General features: G+C 64.3%; 15 protein-coding genes. 11 read left to right on the top strand and 4 right to left on the bottom strand.

All coding sequences use genetic code 11. The annotated features are described in order from the left end of the window. Nucleotides 1–16 precede the first annotated feature (16 nt). The 10 genes from FSY59_RS15155 (at nt 17) to urtE (ending at nt 11,537) form a co-directional block, all read left to right on the top strand. Nucleotides 17–874: a creatininase family protein gene (locus FSY59_RS15155; RefSeq protein ID WP_148729235.1), complete on the top strand. Its 858-nt coding sequence runs from the start codon at nt 17–19 to the stop codon at nt 872–874. Nucleotides 875–918: 44 nt separating this feature from the next. After that, entirely contained in the window at nt 919–1,911 is a 993-nt protein-coding gene (locus FSY59_RS15150; protein ID WP_003060636.1) for an ABC transporter substrate-binding protein, read from the top strand. A 34-nt stretch (nt 1,912–1,945) separates the two neighbouring features. Then, nucleotides 1,946–2,773: an ABC transporter ATP-binding protein gene (locus FSY59_RS15145; protein WP_148729234.1), complete on the top strand. Its 828-nt coding sequence runs from the start codon at nt 1,946–1,948 to the stop codon at nt 2,771–2,773. Beyond that, the gene (locus FSY59_RS15140) at nt 2,770–3,675 is read left to right on the top strand and encodes an ABC transporter permease (RefSeq protein ID WP_003060640.1); all 906 of its coding nucleotides are present in this window, start codon (nt 2,770–2,772) and stop codon (nt 3,673–3,675) included. The genes FSY59_RS15145 and FSY59_RS15140 overlap by 4 nt, the downstream gene beginning before the upstream one ends. A gap of 91 nt (nt 3,676–3,766) precedes the next feature. Continuing rightward, nucleotides 3,767–5,155: an FAD-binding oxidoreductase gene (locus FSY59_RS15135; protein WP_043377039.1), complete on the top strand. Its 1,389-nt coding sequence runs from the start codon at nt 3,767–3,769 to the stop codon at nt 5,153–5,155. 250 nt (nt 5,156–5,405) lie between these two features. Beyond that, a complete protein-coding gene (urtA, locus tag FSY59_RS15130; RefSeq protein ID WP_003060644.1) occupies nt 5,406–6,674 on the top strand; it encodes an urea ABC transporter substrate-binding protein in 1,269 nt (422 codons plus the stop codon). A 105-nt stretch (nt 6,675–6,779) separates the two neighbouring features. Further along, nucleotides 6,780–8,393 (top strand): urea ABC transporter permease subunit UrtB, encoded by a 1,614-nt coding sequence (gene urtB, locus FSY59_RS15125; protein WP_148729233.1) that lies wholly within the window; start codon nt 6,780–6,782, stop codon nt 8,391–8,393. A 139-nt stretch (nt 8,394–8,532) separates the two neighbouring features. After that, complete coding sequence (urtC, locus tag FSY59_RS15120) at nt 8,533–9,762, top strand: urea ABC transporter permease subunit UrtC (protein WP_051962263.1); 1,230 nt, start codon at nt 8,533–8,535, stop codon at nt 9,760–9,762. Next, nucleotides 9,759–10,634 carry an urea ABC transporter ATP-binding protein UrtD gene (gene urtD / locus FSY59_RS15115; protein WP_043375636.1) on the top strand — a complete coding sequence of 292 codons (876 nt, stop codon included), beginning with the start codon at nt 9,759–9,761 and terminating at the stop codon, nt 10,632–10,634. The genes urtC and urtD overlap by 4 nt, the downstream gene beginning before the upstream one ends. Nucleotides 10,635–10,844: 210 nt before the next feature. Beyond that, on the top strand, nt 10,845–11,537 hold the full coding sequence (gene urtE, locus FSY59_RS15110; protein ID WP_003060654.1) for an urea ABC transporter ATP-binding subunit UrtE: 693 nt from the start codon (nt 10,845–10,847) through the stop codon (nt 11,535–11,537). A 77-nt stretch (nt 11,538–11,614) separates the two neighbouring features. On the opposite strand, the gene FSY59_RS15105 is transcribed toward urtE, so the two are convergent. Next, complete coding sequence (locus tag FSY59_RS15105; protein WP_148729232.1) at nt 11,615–12,604, bottom strand: TauD/TfdA family dioxygenase; 990 nt, start codon at nt 12,602–12,604, stop codon at nt 11,615–11,617. Between the two features lie 27 nt (nt 12,605–12,631). Then, entirely contained in the window at nt 12,632–13,699 is a 1,068-nt protein-coding gene (locus tag FSY59_RS15100) for a tripartite tricarboxylate transporter substrate binding protein (RefSeq protein ID WP_003060658.1), read from the bottom strand. Nucleotides 13,700–13,865: 166 nt separating this feature from the next. On the opposite strand from FSY59_RS15100, the gene FSY59_RS15095 reads away from it, so the two are divergent. After that, on the top strand, nt 13,866–14,696 hold the full coding sequence (locus FSY59_RS15095) for an urease accessory protein UreD (protein WP_003060660.1): 831 nt from the start codon (nt 13,866–13,868) through the stop codon (nt 14,694–14,696). A 28-nt stretch (nt 14,697–14,724) separates the two neighbouring features. Here FSY59_RS15095 and FSY59_RS15090 read toward each other — a convergent pair whose 3' ends face one another. Together FSY59_RS15090 and FSY59_RS15085 are read right to left on the bottom strand one after the other, a co-directional pair. Beyond that, nucleotides 14,725–16,032: a hypothetical protein gene (locus FSY59_RS15090; RefSeq protein WP_148729231.1), complete on the bottom strand. Its 1,308-nt coding sequence runs from the start codon at nt 16,030–16,032 to the stop codon at nt 14,725–14,727. A 74-nt stretch (nt 16,033–16,106) separates the two neighbouring features. After that, nucleotides 16,107–18,458 carry a cytochrome P450/oxidoreductase gene (locus FSY59_RS15085; RefSeq protein ID WP_003060664.1) on the bottom strand — a complete coding sequence of 784 codons (2,352 nt, stop codon included), beginning with the start codon at nt 18,456–18,458 and terminating at the stop codon, nt 16,107–16,109. Nucleotides 18,459–18,611 lie beyond the last annotated feature (153 nt).

The raw sequence follows: 18,611 nt of genomic DNA, 5'->3' as shown, positions 1-18,611 counted from the left end.
TCACCCCGGAGAACCCATGCTGCATGGATACACCCCTGCCGACCGCTTTCTGCCCTATCTGAGCTGGACCGAGGTTGCGGCCCTGCCGGACAAGGCCAATACCGTGATCGTGCTGCCTGTGGGCGCCATGGAGCAGCATGGCCCGCATCTGCCCTGCTCGGTGGACGCAACGATTGCGGCGGGCGTGGTCGGTGCCGCCATGGCGCAGCTGCCCGCTGCCGTGCCTGCATTCGCCATGGCCCCCATCGTCTATGGCAAGTCGGAGGAGCATCTGCACTTTCCCGGCACGGTGACCTTGAGCGGTGAAACCCTGCTGGCCACGATCAATGAAATCGGCGAGTCGGTATACCGCGCAGGCTTTCGCAAGCTGCTGTTTGTCAACGGTCACGGCGGCCAGCCACAGGTGCTGGAGATCGCGGCGCGCGAGCTGCGCCTGCGCCATGGCGACTTCATCGTGGTGCCGAGCTTTACCTGGCGCGTGCCGCATGTCGCAGGCCAGTATCTGTCGAACCTGGAGAAAAAGCTGGCCATGCATGCAGGTCATGCCGAGACCGCGCTGATGCTGGCGCTGGAGCCGCAGACCGTGCACATGGAGCGGGCGGTCATCAACTATCCGCCCGTGTTCCCCTCCAGCCTGCTGTCGCCCGACGGCCGTCCCGCCTGCGCCTGGACCGCACGGGACTTCGGACCCAGCGGCGTGATCGGTGATCCGACCCCCGCAACCGCCGAGCAGGGGCAGGAGATCCTGCAATCCCTGGCCCGCAGCTGGGCCGCCGCCATTGCCGAGCTGCACGAGCTGCAATGGGCCAGCCGCGACGAGGCCACCTGGGGCCGGGCCCAGCATCAGGGGCATGTGGAGCCTGCCCTGGCCTGACGCCTTTCCACGCCTTGCCTGTTTCAAACCTCCGGAGATCCGCCATGATGAAGACTGCCAAACTCCTCAAACCCCTGACCTGCGCGGCCATGCTGGCCTGCGGTCTGAGCGGCCTCGGCCATGCCGAGGAAAAATTCGTCTACATGACCAACTGGTATGCCCAGGCCGAGCATGGCGGCTTCTACCAGGCCGTGGCCACAGGGCTGTACAAAAGGCATGGCCTGGATGTCAGCATCAAGATGGGCGGCCCCCAGGTCAATATCACGCAGATGATGGCCGCCGGTCAGGCCGACTGTGTCATGGGCTCCAGCGATCTGCAGATGGTGCAGATGCGCGAGGGCGGTGTTCCCGTGACCACGGTGGCAGCGGTGTTCCAGAAGGATCCGCAGGTGCTGATCGCTCACGAGGACGTGAAGCGGTTCGAGGACCTCAAGGGCAAGACCATTCTGATCGCCGCCTCCGCGCAGCGCGGCTACTGGCCCTGGCTCAAGGCCAAATATGGTTTCACCGACTCCCAGACCCGGCCCTATACCTTCAATATCCAGCCGTTCCTGGTGGACAAGAACTCGGCCCAGCAAGGCTATCTGACTTCCGAGCCCTTTGCGATTCAGAAGGCCGGCGTCAAGGCGAACACGCTGATGTTCAGCGATCAGGGCTTCCCGGCCTATGCGACCACCATCTCCTGCATGGACAAGACGGTCAAGGAGCGCAGCAAGGCGGTGCAGGCCTTTGTCACCGCCTCCATGGAAGGCTGGAAGAGCTATCTGGCTGATCCCGCGCCGGCCAATGCCCTGATCAAGAAAGACAACCCCAACATGACCGACGAACAGCTGGCCTACAGCGTGGGCAAGCTCAAGGAAATGAATATGGTCGCCGGCGGAGATGCAGCCAAGCTGGGCATTGGCGTGATGACCGATGCGCGGGCCAAGGCCAGCTATGACTTCCTGGTCAGCGCCAAGCTGATCGATCCGGCCAAGGTCAAGCAGGCCGATGCCTACAACCTGAGCCTGATTCAGAACATCAAGGTCCTGCCCTGAGGGCATGGGCTGGCAGCAGCAGCGAAAGGCAACTATGAGCGGCTCTGATATTCCCGCAGCAGCAATTCCCGCAGCAGCAATTCCCGCAGTGGAGGTGCTGTCTGCAGAGAAAACCTATCCCGGTGGCACGCAGGCGCTGCTGCCCGTCGACCTGCGCATCGAAGAGGGGGAGTTCGTGACCTTGCTCGGCCCCTCGGGCTGCGGCAAGAGCACCTTGCTCAAGATGGTTGCGGGTCTGCTCGAGCCCAGCGACGGCAGACTGCTGCTCTGGCGCAAGCCGGTACCGCAGCTGCAGGCCGGCGGCAAGAAGATGGCGTTTGTCTTTCAGCAGCCCACGCTCATGCCCTGGTCCAGCGTGCATACCAATGTGCGGCTGCCGCTGGATCTGGCTGGTGTGCCGCGTGCAGAGGCCGATGCGCGCGTCGCGGAGGCACTGCAACTGGTGGGTCTGGCACGCTTTGCCAAGGCCCTGCCGCGCGAGTTGTCCGGAGGCATGCAGATGCGCGTCTCGATTGCCCGCGGCCTGGTGACCGAGCCCGATCTGCTGCTGATGGATGAGCCTTTCGGCGCGCTCGACGAGATCACGCGCCACAAGCTGGACGCGGAGTTGCTGGAGCTTTGGAGCAAGAAGAAGCTGACGGTGATCTTTGTCACCCACTCCCTCCACGAGGCCGTCTTTCTGTCCAGCCGGGTGGTGATGATGGCGGCCAGGCCGGGACGGGTGGTGGAGGAGTTTCGCATCGATGCCCCCTATCCTCGGCCTGCCGATTTCATGCTCGGCCCCGAGTTCGCCCGCCATGCGCAGCAGTTGCAATCGAGCCTGCTGCGCGCCAGTGCCATTGTGGAGGAGAGTCTGTCATGAGCGCCTTGCCCGCTTCCATTCCCGATGATGCGGCCAGGGCCGCCGACAGCAGGTCTGCCGCGACCGGCGCGCGTGCGGTGGCTGCCGCCAAGTCCGGCAAGGCGGCCACCCCCTGGCTGCTTCAGCCCAAGGTGCAGCGCGTGCTTTTGCCGGCGCTGGTGGGCCTTGTGCTGCTGCTGGTCTGGCAGGCCCTGGTGACGGGGCTGGAGTTGCCGCCTTATCTGGTGCCTTCGCCTCTGCTGATGCTGCAGACCCTGATGACGGACTGGGTGGCACTCGGCCTGTCCCTGTGGGTCACCGTCAAGATCACCTTGCTGGCCTTTGCCCTGGCCACCGTGGCGGGCGTCCTGATCAGCTTTGTATTCGTGCAGAGCAAGCTGATCGAGACGGCCTTGTTTCCCTATGCCGTGCTGCTGCAGGTGACGCCTATCGTGGCCGTGGCGCCGCTGATCATCATCTGGGTCAAGGACCCGGTGCTGTCCATGGTGATCTGTGCGGCGCTGGTGGCGCTGTTTCCCATCATCAGCAACACCACGCTGGGCCTGCGCAGTGTGGAGCCGGATCTGCTGGCCTACTTCAAGCTCAACCGGGCCACGCGCCTGCAGGTGCTGATGCGCTTGCGCATTCCCAGTGCCTTGCCCTATTTCTTCGGGGGGCTGCGCATCTCCAGCGGCCTGGCGTTGATAGGTGCCGTGGTGGCCGAGTTTGTTGCCGGAACCGGCGGGCAGGGGGCGGGTCTTGCCTACCAGATCCTGCAAGCGGGCTTTCAGCTCAACATCCCGCGCATGTTCGCCGCACTGCTGCTGATTTCGCTGACCGGCGTGGCGCTGTTCGTGCTCATGGCCTGGTGCACACGCCGGGCGCTGGGCGGCTGGCATGCCAGCGAATCCGGTAGCGACTAGCGCTTTACCCCTTTGCTCATTTCTGCTCCCGTCATGCCCGCACTGCGCGGCATATGGGCCGACTCACGCCTTGTTTTTTTGCGCCACGACCATGAACACCCATTCGATTGCCGAGAACAGCAGCCAGCTGGCCAGCGTCTTGCCTGCGCTGGACTGGATCACCGACTCCCTGAAAGTTTCGCGCCTGTCCCAGGATTTTTCCTGGTTCAGTCCGGTTCTGAAGCAGGCCCTGCAGGGCAAGCGCGGCGACATTGCGGTGCGTCCGCGCACCGAGGCCGAGATTGCCCAGGTCGTGGCCCATTGCGCGCGCCGGGGCGTTCCCATCACGCTGCGCGGCAGCGGCACCGGCAACTACGGCCAGAGCACGCCGCTGCACGGCGGCCTGATCCTGGATCTGAGCGGCTACAACAGCCTGTGCTGGGTGCGCGGCAGTGTGGGCCGGGCACAGGCCGGCATACGTCTGGCGGACTTTGACCAGCTGGCGCGCGAGCAGGGGCAGGAGCTGCGCTGGCTGCCGTCCACCTATCGCAGCGCCACCCTGGGCGGACTGTTCGGCGGAGGCTTCGGCGGTGCCGGCTCCATCACCTACGGGCCGCTCGCCTCTGCGGGCAATGTGCTGGCTGCGCGCGTGATGACGGTGGAGGCCGAGCCCCGCATTCTGGAACTGCGCGGTGCCGATGCCATGCGTCTGCACCATACCTATGGCACGACCGGCATCGTGCTCGAGCTCGAAGTGGCGCTGGCAGATGCTACGAACTGGACGGAATGCATTGCCACGTTCACGGGTTTTGACGAGGCGCTGGGCTTTGCGCAGCAGCTGGGCAATGCTCCTGGCATCCGCAAGAAGGAGCTGAGCCTGGTGGCGGCTCCGGTGCCGGCCTATTTCACCAGTCTGGCCGAGCATCTGCCCCCGGGCTGCCACGCGGTCATCGCGCTGGTGGCACCCGAAGCCGAGGAGGCCATGCAGCTATTGCTGGAGCGTCACGGCGGCACCCTCAGCTACTGCGAGCGCGGGCGCTGGTCTGCGCAGCCGGCTGCGGGCTACAAATCGCTGATCGAGTATTGCTGGAACCATACGACCCTGCATGCGCTGAAGCTGGACCGGGAGCTGACCTATCTGCAGACCGGCTACAACCCCGCAAGGTTTGGCGAGCAGCTCAAGGCCTTGCGCAGCGAGCTCGGTGACGAGGTCCTGTTCCATCTGGAGTTTCTGCGCACCAAGGAGGGACAGTTCAACTGCAGCGGGCTGGAGCTGGTGCGCTTCAGCTCGGCCGAGCGGCTCAACGCGATCATGGACATCTATCGCAAGCATGGCGTGCAGATCAACAATCCGCATGTCTACGTGGTGGAAGACGGCAAGGCCAACAACCAGCTCGATCCCGCGCTGTTGCAGACCAAGGCCGATTTCGACCCCCTGAATCTGCTCAATCCCGGAAAGCTGCGCAGCGCAGCGCTGCCGGCCTGCATCCCGACCGACTGAGGCGGTCATGCACTTCAATAGTGCCTGCGGCCCGGTGCGGTCTGCATCTGGTGCATGGGGCACTGCAATGGTGCTTGCTGACGGACGTTGCTGAGCGCAGGAAGACGCGTCCGGGCCGCATCTGACCCAAAAGAGGCAGCGGCGCCGATTCCGGCGGCTTTCAGGCCGTGCCGCGGGGGGGCTGGCACGGTAATTGCACTTCAGGTTCTGCGGTCAATGTGACCGAACAAAACCTCCTGGGAGTGCTGAAATGAATCGTCGCGGAACCCTCACAACACTGGCTGCATCCATGGCTCTGGGCCTGGGGTTGACTTCTCAGGTGCTGGCTGCAGACACCATCAAGGTCGGGGTGCTGCACAGCCTCTCGGGCACCATGGCGATCTCGGAGACCGTGCTCAAGGACACGGTGCTGATGGCCATCGACGACATCAACGCCAAGGGCGGCGTGATGGGCAAGAAGCTGGAGCCCGTGGTGGTGGACCCCGCCTCCAACTGGCCGCTGTTTGCCGAAAAAGCCAAACAGCTGATCACCCAGGACAAGGTGGCCGTGGTCTTCGGCTGCTGGACCAGCGTGTCGCGCAAATCCGTGCTGCCGGTGTTCGAGCAGAACAACGGTCTGCTGTTCTACCCCGTGCAGTACGAGGGCGAGGAACTCTCCAAGAACGTCTTCTACACCGGTGCCGCGCCCAACCAGCAGGCGATTCCCGCTGTCGAGTACCTGATGAGCAAGGAAGGCGGCGGTGCCAAGCGCTTTGTGCTGCTGGGCACGGACTATGTGTACCCACGCACCACCAACAAGATTCTGCGTGCCTTCCTCAAGTCCAAGGGCGTGAAGGATTCCGACATCATGGAAACCTACACTCCCTTCGGCCACAGCGACTACCAGACCATCGTGGCCGATGTGAAGAAGTTCTCCACCGGTGGCAAGACCGCCGTGATCTCGACCATCAACGGCGACTCCAACGTGCCCTTCTACAAGGAGCTGGGCAATGCCGGCCTCAAGGCCAAGGACGTGCCGGTGGTGGCCTTCAGCGTGGGTGAGGAAGAGCTGCGCGGCGTGGACACCAAGCCTCTGGTCGGTCACCTGGCGGCATGGAACTACTTCATGAGTGTGAAGAACCCGACCAACACGGCCTTCATCAAGCAGTGGGGCGATTACGCCAAGGCCAAGAACATCGCCGGCCACAAGGACAAGCCGCTGACCAACGACCCGATGGAAGCCACCTGGGTCGGCATCCACATGTGGAAGCAGGCCGTGGAAAAAGCCAAGAGCACGGATACCGACAAGGTGATTGCCGCCATGGCCGGCCAGACCTTTACAGCACCCAGCGGCTTCACCCTGAAGATGGACGAGAAGAATCACCATCTGCACAAGCCCGTGATGGTCGGCGAGATCAAGGCAGACGGCCAGTTCAGCGTGGTCTGGAAGACCAAGGGCCCGATCAAGGCCCAGCCCTGGAGCCCGTATATCGAAGGTAACGACAAGAAGAAGGACGAGCCCAACGGCAAGAGCTCCTGATTCGCTCCCTCGGACTGGAGAGGTCTGGTGGGCTCTCCAGTCCTGAAGAGATAGCTGCTTGCGCTTTATTGACAAGGGCTGCAGCGCTAGAAACCTGAAATTCCTATGAACATACTGCGCAAGTCATTGAGGCTGGCATTGGCCGCCGGGCTGGGCTCGTTGCTGAGCTTTGCCAGTCACGCACTGACGACCGAGCAGGCCTATGCCATGGCTGCGGCAGACGACTCCGAGCGGCGCGTGCTGGCGATCAATCAGGCCGTGCTGGCGCCGGATGCACAGACCGACGGCGGCCGCCTGTCGGCCTATCTGGGCGCGCTCGCCACCGATGAAGTGCGCGTGTCCCAGGGCAAGGTCTATGTGATGAGCGGCGACGCGGTCACCGACCCGGTGACCGGCCAGGCCGTCCAACTCCCGGCGGATGCCGAGGAGGTCGTCAGCAACAATTACCTGCGCTCGGTCATCGACACGGCGCAGGCCGCGCTGGCGTTGGGCAGCAGCGATGTGCAGGCGCGCCGCAAGGCTGCCGAGCAACTGGCCTCCGAGCCTGATGCCGGGCGGCTTCCGCTGATCGAAAAAGCGCTGGCCGCTGAACAGGACGGGCAGGTCAGAGCTCTGCTGGAGCGCAGCCAGGCTGCCAGCCTGCTGGGCAGCGACGCGGTGCAGCAGCGTCTGAAGGCGGTGGAGCAGCTGTCGCGCCAGCAGACGCCGGAGACGCAGCTGCTGTTGAACCAGCGCCTGTCCGAAGAGTCCGATCCCGGCGTGCAGAAAGCCATCAAGGCCGCGCTGGCCGGCATTGCCGAAGGCCTGGCCTGGGGCGACAGGCTGGGGGCGATTTTCAGCGGCATCAGCCTGGGCTCGGTGCTGTTGCTGGCGGCGCTGGGTCTGGCCATCACTTATGGCCTGATGGGCGTTATCAATATGGCGCACGGCGAGCTGATCATGATCGGTGCCTATGCGACCTATCTGGTGCAGGTCGCATTCCAGCGCTGGCTGCCCGAGTCCCTGTTCGGCTGGTATCTGGTGGTGGCCGTTCCCGTGGCCTTTCTGGCCTCGGCGTTGGTCGGTGCGGTGCTGGAGCGCGGCGTGATCCGCTTTCTCTACGGTCGCCCGCTGGAGACCCTGCTGGCCACCTTCGGCATCAGCCTGGTGCTGCAGCAAACCGTGCGCAGCCTTTTCGGGGCGCAGAACGTGGGTGTGGAAAACCCCGTCTGGATGAGCGGCGGGATTGCGCTGCTGCCCAATCTCACACTGCCCTGGAACCGCATCGCCATCATCGTCTTTGCGTTTGCCGTGCTGGCGGGCGTGGCCTTCATGATCGCCAGAACGCGGCTGGGCCTGTTCGTGCGCGGCGTGACGCAGAACCGCGCCATGGCCTCCTGTGTCGGCGTCAACACGGCACGCACCGACACCTATGCGTTTGCACTGGGCTCCGGTATCGCTGGTCTTGCCGGCTGCGCCCTGAGTCAGATCGGCAATGTGGGCCCGGATCTGGGGCAGAACTACATCGTGGACAGTTTCCTGGTGGTGGTGCTGGGCGGCGTGGGGCAGTTGGCTGGCACCGTCTACGCGGCTCTGGGCCTGGGCGTGCTCAGCAAGCTGCTGGAAGGCTGGACCGGGGCAGTGCTGGCCAAGATCGCCGTGCTGCTGTTCATCGTGGTCTTCATTCAAAAGCGTCCGCAAGGCATTTTTGCCCTGAAGGGCCGCAGTGCGGAAACATGAACTCCCTGAGTCGCTTCGCGCCCTCCCCCCTCAAGGGGGACGACAGCCTCGCTGCGGGGCGGCGCGGCCGGCGTAGGCCCTTGCTCGCTGTTCCTTGCGAAAGCTGGCTTTCTCAAACATTGCGTTCTGGACCGGAGCTATGAGCGTGTCAACTTCTTCATCCCCTGCATCCGCACCACCGCTGGTACTTCCTGCTCCCGAGTCCTTGCTCAGCGGCAAGGGCTGGACGGCATTTCTGCTGGCCCTGACCATGGTCTGCGCCGTGGCTCCCGCACTCAATCTGTGGGTGCCCGAGGACAGTGCGCTGCACCTGTCCGACTACATGCTGGGCCTGCTGGGCAAGTTCATGTGCTATGCCATCTGCGCGCTGGCGATTGACCTGATCTGGGGTTATACCGGCATCCTGAGCCTGGGCCACGGCCTGTTCTTCGCACTGGGCGGCTATGTGATGGGCATGTACCTGATGCGCGAGGCCGCAGGCCCCGATGCATTGCCTGCCTTCATGGGTTTTCTGGACTGGAAGGAGCTGCCCTGGCACTGGGCGCTGTCGGGCAGCTTTGCCGCCACCGTGCTGCTGGTGTTTCTGGTTCCGGGCCTGATCGGCGGGCTGTTCGGCTACTTCGCCTTTCGCTCGCGCATCAAGGGCGTGTATTTCTCCATCATCACCCAGGCCCTGACCTACGCCGCCATGCTGCTGTTCTTCCGCAACGAGACCGGTTTCGGCGGCAACAACGGCTTCACGGGCTTCAAGACCCTACTGGGTTTTTCCGTCAATTCGCAAGCCATGCATGTGCTGCTGTTCGCGCTGTCGGGGCTGGCGCTGCTGGGCTGCTTTCTGTTCTCGCGCTGGCTGGTGCGCAGCAAGTACGGCCGCGTGCTGCAGGCCGTGCGCGATGCCGAATCGCGCACCATGTTCTGCGGCTACAACCCGCTGCCCTACAAGCTGTCGATCTGGGTCATCTCGGCCATGATGTGCGGCCTGGCGGGCGCGCTCTATGTGCCCCAGGTGGGCATCATCAACCCCAGCGAGATGAGCGTGGGCAATTCCATCGAAATGGCGGTGTGGACGGCCGTGGGCGGACGTGCCTCGCTGGTCGGCCCCATCATCGGCGCGTTTGCCGTCAATGGCGGCAAGAGCTGGCTCACCGTGGCCGCACCCGAATACTGGCTGTACGTGCTGGGTGCGCTGTTCATCGTCGTGACGCTGTTCATGCCGGGAGGACTGATTCGCCTGCCGCAGCAGCTTCGTCAGTGGCGTGAGAAGCGCAAGGCCCAGGTCCGGGATCCGTTGAACCAGACTGCAGCCGCAGCTGCCAAAGCCGCTGCCGAGCCGGCTTCTGCCGATGCCCTCGAAGGAGTGCGCGCATGACCCCCGATCTGATGCAGGAAGGCGAGCAGCGCCTGGCTTCCTACCAGCAGCGCGAAGCCGCGCTGCGCACCGAATCCGGCGGCCGCAACGCCAGTCTGGCGCGCCCCGTGGTGGCCGGCGAAGTGGATGTGACCCACGGCCGCATCCTCTATCTCGAAGACGTGCATGTGAGCTTCGACGGCTTCAAGGCCATCAACGGTCTGAACCTCGATATCGCGCCCGGCGAACTGCGCTGCATCATCGGCCCCAATGGTGCGGGCAAGACCACGATGATGGACATCATCACCGGCAAGACCCGGCCCGACAGCGGCACGGTGTTCTTCGGCTCCACCATCGATCTGCTGCGCTACAAGGAACCCGAGATCGCCGCCATGGGCATTGGCCGCAAGTTCCAGAAGCCCACGGTGTTCGAGCAGCTCAGCGTGTTCGAGAACCTGGAGCTGGCGCTCAAGACCCACAAGGGCATTGCCTCCTCCATGCTGTTCAAGCTCAGCGGCGCGCAGAGGGATCGCATTGCCGAGGTACTGCACACCATTCATCTGGCAGGCAGCGTAACGCGCCAAGCCGGGCTGCTCAGTCACGGACAGAAGCAGTGGCTGGAGATCGGCATGCTGCTGGTGCAGGAGCCCAAGCTGCTGCTGCTCGACGAGCCTGTGGCCGGCATGACCGACGAGGAAACGGTGCGCACGGCCGAGCTGTTTCTGACGCTCAAGGGCAAGCATTCGCTGATGGTGGTGGAGCACGACATGAGCTTTATCGACACCATCAGCGAGAAGGTCACGGTGCTTTGCGATGGCTCGGTACTGGCCGAGGGAACGCTGGCCGAGGTGCAGGCTGACGAGCGCGTGATCGAGGTGTATCTTGGGAGGTAACCCCCTGAGGCACTTTGCCTGGGCGGCCCCGCGCCTTCCCCTCTCTCTACGCGCTTCGCGCTGAGGGAGGGGGACGACTGCTTCGGTGCGCGGCGGCGCTTCCTCGCTGTCTCTTTGATTGGGCAGCGCCAGTTTCAAACGTCATGCGCTCCGCAGATAGTCAAATTAGATAGCTGCTTGCGCTTTCTGTGTAAGCGTTAGAGGTTGAAAATGCTTAAAGTTCAGAACCTGCATCAGTACTACGGCGGCTCGCACATCCTGCGGGACGTGAATTTCACGGCCGAGATCGGCAAGGTCACGGTGCTGCTGGGCCGCAACGGCGTGGGCAAGACCACCTTGCTCAAAAGTCTGATGGGGCTGGTTCCCATCAGAAGCGGCGGCATTGAATGGCAGGGCCGCGATATCGCGCGCAGGACGCCCTATGAGCGCGCGCGCAGCGGCATCGGCTATGTGCCCCAGGGGCGCGAAATCTTCTCGCGCCTGTCGGTGGAAGACAATCTGCGTATGGGTCTGTCCTATTGTTCGGCAGGCACCCGGATTCCGGGCGAGCTGTACGAGCTGTTCCCCGTGCTGGGGCAGATGCTGCACCGCCGTGGCGGCGATCTCTCGGGCGGGCAGCAGCAGCAGCTGGCCATTGCGCGCGCGCTGGCGCCGCAGCCCAAGATCCTGATCCTGGATGAGCCCACCGAGGGCATACAGCCCAGCATCATCAAGGACATCGGCCGCGTGATCCGCATGCTGGCCAATCGCGGAGACATGGCCATCCTGCTGTGCGAGCAGTACTACGACTTCGCCGAGGAGCTGGCCGACCACTATGTGGTGATGGAGCGCGGCGAGGTGATCGCATCGGGCCCGGGCAGCGAGATGCAGGAGAAGAACGTGCGCTCGCTGGTGGCTATTTGAACAGCGGGCGAAGAAAAAAAGGTGCCGCAAGCGGCACCTCAAAGCCTCAGGCCATGCCCGGAGGACAACTCATTTCGTCAATATGCCGCGCCGTGCGCGGCCAGCACCGGATTGCCCTGTATGGCAGTGCTGGCACGGCCGTCCGCGCCCCGGGGGACTTCGCCCACCAGCGTGGTGCGGTAGAGCTGGCGATCGAACTCCAGCGCAAAAATATCCTGCGGTGCCACATGGGCCGTGGAGCGGTTGTCCCAGAAGGCCAGCGAACCGGGTTCCCACTTGAAGCGCACGGTGAACTCGCTGCTGACGGCGTGCTCCCAGAGCAGCTCCAGCAGCACGCGCGATTCGCGGGTGGAGAGTTCCACGATGGACTTGAGAAAGCCGGGGCTGATGTAGAGTACCTTCTCGCCGGTCTCGGGATGAATCGTGACCAGCGGGTGTTCGCTGATCAGGGTGTTGTCGCGCAGCAGATCCAGATATTCCTGCGATGCCGTGGCTCCCTGCGGGGCGCTGAAGCGGTGCTCACCACGCAGGCCCTGCAAAAAGGCCTGCAGCGGTTTGGAGAGCGCTTCGTAGGCAGCGGCCAGATTGGTCCATTGCGTGTCGCCGCCATAGGGCGGAATTGTCACGCCGCGCAGAATCGATGCGGCAGGCGGGTTGTGGGCTGCCGTCACATCGGCATGCCAGCCGGTCCAGGGGCGCTGTTCGGCCTGGCCGCTGTGGCGGTTGGCCTTGCGGTGCTTGGCAATCGAATACAGCTCGGGAAAGCCTTCGACATGACCGAAGACGGGGTGGCCGGGCGTCAGCTCGCCAAACTGGCGCGAAAAGGCAATCTGCTGCTCATGGCTGAGGTGCTGATCACGAAAGAAGATCACCTTCCAGCGCAGCAATGCCGAGCGGATGGTGTGCACTTCGGCGGCACTCAAGGCCTGCTTCAGATTGACGCCGCTGATCAGCGCGCCGATATGCGCCGACTGCGGCGTGATGCGGATATGCGGAGTGATGTTGCTTGCGGAGCTCAGGCGTTCGTCCAGATGCTGCAGCGGAGCGTGGGGAAGGGGCATGTTCATGGGATTTTTCCTGATGAGAGCGGTGCTTCAGCGGGCCTGGGCAATACGGGAGGCGCTGGGCGACAGCAGGCCGAGTGCGTTCAGCAGAGCATGGCTGCGCTCGACCTGTGCACTCAGGGCGCGGGCGGTTTCCTGCGGGCCGAGAAACACGGGCTCCCACTGGTTCAGCGTCACAAATTCCTTCCACTCCCGGGTTTCGGAAACCTTGCGCAGCGCATTCACCCAATACGCTTGTTGCGCGGTGCTGGCACCGGGCGCCGTCATCACGCCCTGAAACGAATCGCTGACATAGTCGATGCCCTGCTCCTTCCAGGTGGGCGACTGGGCGAACACGCCTTCAAGCCGCTTGTCGGCGGCAATCGCCAGCACGCGCACGCGGCCCGACTGCAGGTAGGGCAGCAGGTTCGGCGTGGTGGCCGAAACCACATCGAGATGGCCGCCGGCCAGTGCCACCATGGATTCGGCGGAGGACTTGTAGGGAACGATGCGCAGCTTCTGGATATTCACGCCGCCCTGCTGCAAGGGCTGGGCCACGCCCAGATGGATGTGATTGCCCAGCGTGGTGGCGATGCCGATGGAGTATTTCTCGGGGTCCTGGCGCAGCTGGGCGATCAGGTCCTGGGCATTGCGCAGCGGCGAATCCGCACGCACGACCACCGTGGTGAATTCGCGCAGCAAGGTCACCAGCGGCGTGCCTTTTTGCAGGTGTGCGGGCAGGGCGTTCTGCGCCAGGCTGTTGCCGTAGCTGGTGCTCAGCGTCATCAGCGTGTGGGCGTCGCCAGGGTGGCGGTGCAGGCTTTCCAGCGCGGCGATCGCATGCGCGCCGGACTTGTTGCTGACCACGAACTGCGGTGCATGGCCATCGCGTGCCAGCAGCTCGGTGAGCTTGCGGGCTGCCAGATCCAGCGCCGCGCCGGCCCCGCTGGGGACAATGAATTCCGTGGACTTGCTGGGCTTCCAGGCCTGTGCCGCTGCACCGCCGGATTGCGCGGCAGCAGGGCCAGTTGCCAGCGTGCAGCACAGCACCGCCATCGATGTCAGCCATGGGGCCAGAGTGCGATGCAGGCGGGAATGAGTTACGGTACTGGCCGACATGAATGCTCCTGAAATCAATCGCCATGCGCTTTGCGGGCTGGTGTGCTGAAGACTGTAGAAGCGCGCCAGCCTTGCAACAACGAATGAATTTTCATGAGTTAGTAAGCAAAAGAGCTGAGCTACCCGGGCCTGAGCGGCAGGCCTGCTTGAAGAGGCAAGAACGACAATGACCTGGCATGCGCAACTGGCGCTGAACTATTCCCTGCAGGCCGGCAAGACCTCGGTGCATTTCACGCACGATGGTCCGCTGCGCATCCTCAAAAGCCTGTATCCCGAGGGGCCGGCCATCTGCCACAACGTGCTGGTACACCCGCCGGGCGGGCTGGTGGGCGGTGATGTGCTGGACATAGATGTCCATGTCGCAGAAGGTGCGCATGCGCTGGTCACCACGCCCGGTGCCACGCGCTTTTACAAAAGCAACGGCAAGCAGGCCATGCAGCGCACCCGGCTGCGTCTGGACCCCGGCGCGAGGCTGGAGTGGCTGCCGCTGGAGGCGATCGCGTACAACGCCTGCGATGCCGTCAACCACCTGGAGTTCGAGCTTGCCGAAGACGCGCAGCTGCTGACCTGGGATGTGACGGCACTGGGCCTGCCGCTGGCCGCCCAGCCCTATGAGTCCGGCAGGTTCGAGCAGCACATCGAATGGCCGGGCCGTTTCCTGGAGCGCGGCGTGGTCAACGCGCAGGATGAGCTGCTGATCAACGGCGACCTGGGGCTGGCCGGGCATCGCTGCCTGGCAAGCCTGATTCTTGCCTGCGGCTCGCCGATTGCGCGCCATCGGCGCGAAGCCTTGCTGGAAGGCACGCAGGGGCTGCTTGCGGAGGCTGCCCCGGCAGTGTTGAGCGGAGTGACGGCTCCCAATGAAAACATGCTGATTCTGCGCAGTGCATCACCTGTGGTTGAGCCTGTGATGATGTTGTGGAAAACCGTGTGGAGTTCCTGGAGAAAAGAACTCTGGGGGCTGCAGGGAGGGACTCCCAGAATCTGGTCCATGTGATCGCTGTTGCGCGGGCCTCGGCGCCGTTTCAACGCACCAACTGTTTCCTGCATCGGGCCAGCTCGGCCTGGGCCCAGTTCAGGCGTTCGCGCAGCTGGGAGCAGGCCGCACCGGCGTTTTGCGGATCGCGTTCCGTGCAGTGCTCCTCGACCATGGATATCAGGGCGCGCGTGTGGCGGTTCTGCTCCAGGGTGCAGGCGCGCGTGCCCGCTTCGGCTCGCGTTCCGCCTTGCGAGCGTGTGCCGGGCGGCACGGCCGTCCAGCCCCGGTTGTACCAGGGCGAGAAGGAGGCTGAAGGCGTGATCTCTATGCCGCTCACGCGTCCCTCCAGGCCGGGAAATGTGGACAGCATGGCGGCGGCCACCAGGGCCGGGTCGCTCATGCGTCCCAGGGTGGTATCGCAGTCCATGACATCGGGATCCAGGCCCGGCGGCAGCAGTCTCAGCACGCCATAGATGCGGGTGGCGTCGGTCTCCAGCTCCTTGACGCTGCGCCCGTTCCGGCCCGGCACCAGGCCCATGCCGACCAGTTGGTACTGCGTGTCGCGCAGGGCGGTATCGGGGCCGGTGTGGATCTCGACCTCCCCCGAGGCCCGGCCCGCGAACATGAGCAGCCTGAAGGCATCCGTGGAGAACAGCGCCTGGATCTCCAGATGGCAACGGGCAGGCGCGGCGGGGCGCAGCACGCTTGACCAGTCCTTGGCAGCGTCGCGGTGGACCAGCATGGCGGTGCGCGGCAGCATCTCCACGGCTATCCGCTCCTTGCCCAGGCTTACGGTTGCCGGCACGCCGGCGTCAATCGAGCTGGCTGTAGGAAATTGCGCCAGTGCCTTGAAGCCATGCTGCATCGCGGACAGCCGGTCGCTGCTGACGATACCGCCTGTGGCGATCTCCAGTCGCCCGTTCTCGAAACGGTAGTGGCTGGGCACTTCGTCGGTTTCGGTGTAGCTGCCATGGCGGGTGGAGACCCGGTAGCGGATCTCGCGCCCGCCCATTTCCATGAAGGAACTCAGCGTCTCCAGCAAGGCCTGGCGTGTGGCGGCATCGTCCTGGCGCAGCGTGATCTCCACGCGTGTGGAGCCATAGCCCAGCAGTTTGCCGAACGCATGCTGCATGACGGCCTGGTTCGGAAAGGTGATGACCGCCCCCACCATGCCCGCCATGGCCGCCACGCCGCCCAGCAGCAGCGGCCAGGTCGAGCGCTCGTCAGCGCGAGCGCCAGTCATGGCGCTCCAGATGGCTTGAGCACCATGGCCCAGCCAATTGGTGAGAACGAAGGCGATGAGCGCCACAGCCGGTGCCCACACAAGAATCAGCAGTATTTGCAACAGGCCCATATGGGCATTGATTCTAGGCACAAGCCTATATGGCCTGGCGGCGGCCGCCGGCCAGGTGCTGCCCGCCCGGGACGCTACAGCGCCAGAACGATTCTGGACTCCGGCGTCCTGGCGCGCGAGCAGCAGCTCATCATCTTGGTGCAGGCCGTGCGCTCGGCACGGGTCAGCACCATGTCGCGATGATCGATATCGCCTTCGAGCACCGGCACCTCGCAGGAGCCGCACAGGCCTTCGCGGCAGTCGCACTCGATATCGATATTGGCGCTGCGCAGCGCATCGAGCAGGGTTTCATCGTTGCGCACCTGCAGCGTGATGCCGGATTCGCGCAACTCGACTTCAAAGCCGTGCTCCTGGTCCGGGTCCAGCGCGCCCAGGGTGCTGGAGAAATGCTCCACGCGCAGGCTGTCCTCGGGCCAGTGCTGGCTGGCCTGGGCAAGGCCGTCGAGCATGCGCTGCGGACCGCAGGCATAGATCTGTGCGCCGGGCCTGACCTGGGCCAGCAGCGCCTGGTAATCGGCTCGCTGGCCTTCTGCGCCCACATAGATCTGCAGACGCTCGCCATGCCGTGCCTGCAATGCAGTAAGCAGCGCCATGCGCTCGCGCTGACTGCAGCTGTAGTGAATTTCATAGGGAATGCCCAGGGCCTGGGCGCGCGCCGCCATGGCCGCAACCGGCGTGATGCCTATGCCGCCGGCGACGAGAATCAGCTGCTGCGCGCTTTCGTCGAGCTTGAAGTGGTTGCGCGGGCCGCGCATCTGCACCTTCATGCCGGCCTGCAGCGCCCCATGTATCCAGGCCGAACCGCCACGGCTGTGCTCCTCGCGCAGCACGGCGATCTCGTAGGTGTCCGCCTGCTGCGGATCACCGCATAGCGAGTACTGGCGCGAGATGCCCGTGTCGCCGCAGTGCAGGTCGATATGCGAGCCCGGGGTCCAGCGCGGCAGGTCGCGCCCGTCGGGCGCCTTGAGGCGCACGCGCAGCACGTCCTGCGCAATCAGCTCGGTGCTTTGCACCAGCATGCTGCGGCTGACGCCGCCCTGCGAGGATTCGCCGATGCGCACGGGCTGCTGCTCGGCCAGCACGGCGGGATTGCCGCGTTCGGGGTTGCGGCTCACGTCCCATTGCACCCACAGATGTTCGGGGCCGCGGAACGAGGTGTTGGGCACATAGGTGAAGCGTTGCTCGGCCAGCTGCATGTGAGGCAGGCGGCGCGTGAATTCCTCAAGGAAGATCTGCATTTCCATGCGCGCCAGATTCTTGCCCATGCACTGGTGGGAGCCGTAGCCGAAGGTCAGGTGATCGCTGGCATTGTCGCGGTGGATGTCGAACAGGTCGGCATCGACAAAATGCTGCTCGTCGTGGTTGGCCGAAGAGGTAACGATGAGCAGCTTGCTGCCGGCCGGAATGGCCTGGCCGCCGATCACCACATCCTTGGTGGCCAGGCGCCGCCAGGCGGCCACCGAGCCGTTGTGACGCAGGCATTCCTCCACGGCGTTGGGGATCAGCGAGGGATCGGCGCAGATTTCCTGCCAGACCTTGGGGTGCTGCAGCAGCAGCTTGACGGCATTGGCCGTGGCGTTGGCCGTGGTCTCGTGGGCGGCGACGAGGCCGGCCATCATCATGGAGTGCAGATAGGAATCGGTGACGACTTCGGGCAGCTCCTTTTGCTTGCGGATGCCGTATTGCATCCAGCCCTCGGCGTCGGGATCGGCACGCATCTTGTCGAGAATCCGGCCCGCGTGCTGCCAGAAGTTGCCCACGGCATGAGCCACGGCAAGCTGCTCCTCGGCCCGGGGTCGTCCCCAGGTGTTGACGGTGTGGGCAATGCTGTACTGGCGCAGCGTGTCCATATCGTCTGCGGGCACGCCCAGAAAATGCATGGCCACCGTCAGCGGTACTTCCCACAGCATCTGATCGACGAGATCGGCACGGCCGTCGTCGATGAAACGGTCCACATATTCGCGGGCCAGCCGGCGCACCATGGGCTCGTGGTGCTTGAGCTCCTCGGGCGTGAAGGGCTGCATCAGCGCGCGTCGGCGCGGCATGTGGGCGGGCTCGTCCTCGTTGACCAGGGTGCGGTTCAGCGCAAAGCCATAGCTGGCGAGCACGGCATTGGCCTCATCGCCTGTCGGCGTGATCTTCTCCAGTGCGATCGAGGGGCTGAAGGTCAGGTTGTCGCGGAAGATGGCCTTGATGTCGTCGAAGCGCGTGACCACCCAGTAGCCCAGCTGCGGGCTGTAGAACACCGGCTCCTGTTCGCGTGCCCAGCGCACATATTCGGGCGGGTCCTGCTGGTAGCCGTCGGCAAAGGGGTCGAAGCTGGCGGCCCCGTGGCTGATGGGGCAGCCCGTAGGGCCGCTCTGGCCGGTGGGCTTGCCGAACTGGCTGTGATCGATGGGGCAACGGCTGGGGGTGGAAATGGTCATGGCTATCTCATGGGGTGGCAGGTAGATGGGGCAACCATCTATAGGGCATGCAGAGACGGCCTGCCGCCAGCCTCTGCGTTTGCAAAGCTTGCGCTACGAAAATAGTTCCTGGTCGGCAAAACTGGCGCGCTCGCAAAAGAGAGACCGCGAGCA

Origin of the sequence: Comamonas sp. Z3, assembly GCF_008121565.1 — a bacterium.
GTDB classification, from domain to species: Bacteria; Pseudomonadota; Gammaproteobacteria; order Burkholderiales; family Burkholderiaceae_C; genus Comamonas; species Comamonas brasiliensis.
Note: the sequence above shows the minus strand (reverse complement) of the source record. Positions and strands in the feature narration are given on the sequence as shown.

Coding starts and splice junctions, on each gene's coding strand:
- FSY59_RS15155 (WP_148729235.1), top strand. CDS start 17: ATGCTGCATGGATACACCCCTGCCGACCGCTTTCTGCCCTATCTGAGC.
- FSY59_RS15150 (WP_003060636.1), top strand. CDS start 919: ATGATGAAGACTGCCAAACTCCTCAAACCCCTGACCTGCGCGGCCATG.
- FSY59_RS15145 (WP_148729234.1), top strand. CDS start 1,946: ATGAGCGGCTCTGATATTCCCGCAGCAGCAATTCCCGCAGCAGCAATT.
- FSY59_RS15140 (WP_003060640.1), top strand. CDS start 2,770: ATGAGCGCCTTGCCCGCTTCCATTCCCGATGATGCGGCCAGGGCCGCC.
- FSY59_RS15135 (WP_043377039.1), top strand. CDS start 3,767: ATGAACACCCATTCGATTGCCGAGAACAGCAGCCAGCTGGCCAGCGTC.
- urtA (WP_003060644.1), top strand. CDS start 5,406: ATGAATCGTCGCGGAACCCTCACAACACTGGCTGCATCCATGGCTCTG.
- urtB (WP_148729233.1), top strand. CDS start 6,780: ATGAACATACTGCGCAAGTCATTGAGGCTGGCATTGGCCGCCGGGCTG.
- urtC (WP_051962263.1), top strand. CDS start 8,533: ATGAGCGTGTCAACTTCTTCATCCCCTGCATCCGCACCACCGCTGGTA.
- urtD (WP_043375636.1), top strand. CDS start 9,759: ATGACCCCCGATCTGATGCAGGAAGGCGAGCAGCGCCTGGCTTCCTAC.
- urtE (WP_003060654.1), top strand. CDS start 10,845: ATGCTTAAAGTTCAGAACCTGCATCAGTACTACGGCGGCTCGCACATC.
- FSY59_RS15105 (WP_148729232.1), bottom strand. CDS start 12,604: ATGAACATGCCCCTTCCCCACGCTCCGCTGCAGCATCTGGACGAACGC.
- FSY59_RS15100 (WP_003060658.1), bottom strand. CDS start 13,699: ATGTCGGCCAGTACCGTAACTCATTCCCGCCTGCATCGCACTCTGGCC.
- FSY59_RS15095 (WP_003060660.1), top strand. CDS start 13,866: ATGACCTGGCATGCGCAACTGGCGCTGAACTATTCCCTGCAGGCCGGC.
- FSY59_RS15090 (WP_148729231.1), bottom strand. CDS start 16,032: ATGGGCCTGTTGCAAATACTGCTGATTCTTGTGTGGGCACCGGCTGTG.
- FSY59_RS15085 (WP_003060664.1), bottom strand. CDS start 18,458: ATGACCATTTCCACCCCCAGCCGTTGCCCCATCGATCACAGCCAGTTC.